The sequence below is a fragment of the Pseudomonas sp. P5_B2 genome, from assembly GCF_056400445.1.
On the sequence record NZ_JBFULH010000656.1, the window covers coordinates 1 to 2,169 of the forward strand.

Consider the following 2,169-nt stretch of genomic DNA (forward strand, 5'->3'; position numbering starts at 1 on the left):
CATTTGTACTATTCATTGCAGCCTGGTTTTCCTTGTTTCATGCAGCAATCCAGCTCCCACCAAACTCGAAGGATCTTTCCGACACATCAGGCCTATCTATTGTATTACTGCTGACAATAGCACTGCTAACCATAGGCATTCCAGCCATCGTATTTTCAAGCGCAGGCATTCTTATATCGATCTTTACAAAATCCAAATCATTTTCTGCAAGGCTACTTATTTTTTCAATTTCTAACTTCCCCCTATTGCTTGCCTCACTTCTCGGAATACTCGTGATTGGTTTGTTTGTGATAGAGACATTAAACAGTATCATCGGGGTCATTCTTTTTGCAGGTGTGATGGGCCTGATAATGTCTGCCGCCCCTAAACGGGTTGCAGACAAAAACCAAAAGTGACAACTCCCTTCAACGCGCTCAGGCAGTCGCCACAGCAGCCCCAGGCTCAACCACCGCCACCAACCCGTCCTTCATCCGCTTCGCATCCCGCACAAAACACCGCGATGCAATAAACAGAAACACCATGGTGAAGAACAACGCCACCGGGATCAGGTACATCGCGTCGTGCAAGCCCACCGCCTTGAATGCCTCGGTCATCTGCTCGGCACCGGCTGCGAGCATGGCCGTGTGCGCAAAGTGGTCGGACAAACCGCCCACCACCACCGGCCCCAAACCACCACCCAGCAAATACAGTCCGGCAAAGAACAGTGCCATCGCCGTGGCCCTCAGGCGTGGCTCGACCACGTCCTGAATTGCGGTGTAGACGCAGGTGTAGAAGTTGTAGGCGAACAACCAGCCCACGCTGAAGACCGCCACAAACACACCTATCTCAATTCGCCCGGCATGCAGCGCCCACGCCGTGCACAGGGTCGAGATAATCAGGCTGAACGCTGCAAACAACAGCCGCCCATTGGCCACCCGCTGGTGAATCTTGTCGGCGATCAAGCCGCCGAGCGTCAGGCCAAACAGGCCGGTGACGCCGACGATCACGCCTGTTGCCACCGCAGCCTCCTGCAATGGCATCAGGAAGTAGCGCTGCAGCATCGGCACCAGAAATGAGTTGCAGGCATAGGTTGCAAAGTTGAAACACAGCCCCGCCATCACCAGCCACAGGAAAGTCGGAACCGCCAGCACCCGGCGGATCGGCCGGTCTATGCGTTCCTGGGACACCTGCACCGCTTCTGCTGCGCCGCGTTTCGGCTCCTTGATGAAAAACATGAAGATCGCCAGGATCAACCCCGGCACCGCCGCGATAAAGAACGGTGCGCGCCAACTGTCGAACGCCTTGACCATTGCGCCGATGGTAAAGAACGCCAGCAACAACCCCAACGGCAGGCCCAGCATAAAGATGCCCATCGCCCGCGCCCGGCGATGGGCCGGAAACAAATCGCCGATCAGCGAGTTGGCGGCGGGGGCATAACTGGCTTCACCGATACCGACGCCCATGCGCACGATCAGGAAACTCCAGAAGCTGCCCACCAGCCCGTTAACCGCCGTCAACCCGCTCCACACCGCCAGGCCCCAGCCCATCAACTTGCTGCGCGATCCGGTATCGGCCATACGCCCCAGAGGCAGGCCGGCGATTGCGTAAACGAGGGTGAAAGCGGTACCGACGATCCCCAGCTGAAAGTCGCTGAGGTGCCACTCCATGCGGATCGGCTCGATGATGATGGCGGGGATGGTGCGATCGAAGAAGTTGAACAGGTTGGCCAGGAACAACAGGAACAGAATGCGCCAGGCATTCGCCGCTTGGGTCGAGTTCTGCATGGGTCCGTCTCTTTTTCTTGTTATTGGGGTCTCTCTGTCCCCGGAACCGCCAATCTAGACAGGCCCGTCAACACTGTCTGTCATTATTTGTAAGGCTGATATCAGTCCATGGCGTTCACACCGACCGGCATACCACCAGGCTCAGGATTCACGGGTGTCTGGCCGCTGTTTTCAGGTTGCCGTTCGTCGCTGAAAAATACCTTTCACTCCCCCCTTCCAATGCCGGTGGCGAAGCCTAGAATAGCGCCCCTGTCCGCTCCCCTGCGTACCCCTTCCTGCGTAGATCATCGACCATGTCCGAAGTCAGTCCCTGTCTGAATTGTGGTGCCTGCTGCTCCCATTTCCGTGTGTCTTTTTTCTGGGGTGAATGCGCCTCGTCCGGGGGAACGGTGCCGGATGATCTGGT

2 protein-coding genes and 1 pseudogene are annotated in these 2,169 nt (G+C 56.8%); 2 read left to right on the plus strand and 1 reads right to left on the minus strand.

The features are described 5' to 3' along the window. Positions 1–395, plus strand: a 395-nt coding sequence (locus AC1DRJ_RS25275; RefSeq protein WP_477804563.1) for a hypothetical protein, incomplete at its 5' end; no start/stop codon positions are given. An 18-nt stretch (positions 396–413) separates the two neighbouring features. Here AC1DRJ_RS25275 and AC1DRJ_RS25280 read toward each other — a convergent pair. After that, positions 414–1,763, minus strand: coding sequence for a spinster family MFS transporter (locus tag AC1DRJ_RS25280; protein WP_477804564.1), 1,350 nt, complete (start codon positions 1,761–1,763; stop codon positions 414–416). A 293-nt stretch (positions 1,764–2,056) separates the two neighbouring features. Between AC1DRJ_RS25280 and AC1DRJ_RS25285 the strand changes: the two are divergent. After that, positions 2,057–2,169 (plus strand): annotated as a pseudogene (locus AC1DRJ_RS25285) (YkgJ family cysteine cluster protein); the annotation flags it as partial.

Coding starts and splice junctions, on each gene's coding strand:
- AC1DRJ_RS25280 (WP_477804564.1), bottom strand. CDS start 1,763: ATGCAGAACTCGACCCAAGCGGCGAATGCCTGGCGCATTCTGTTCCTG.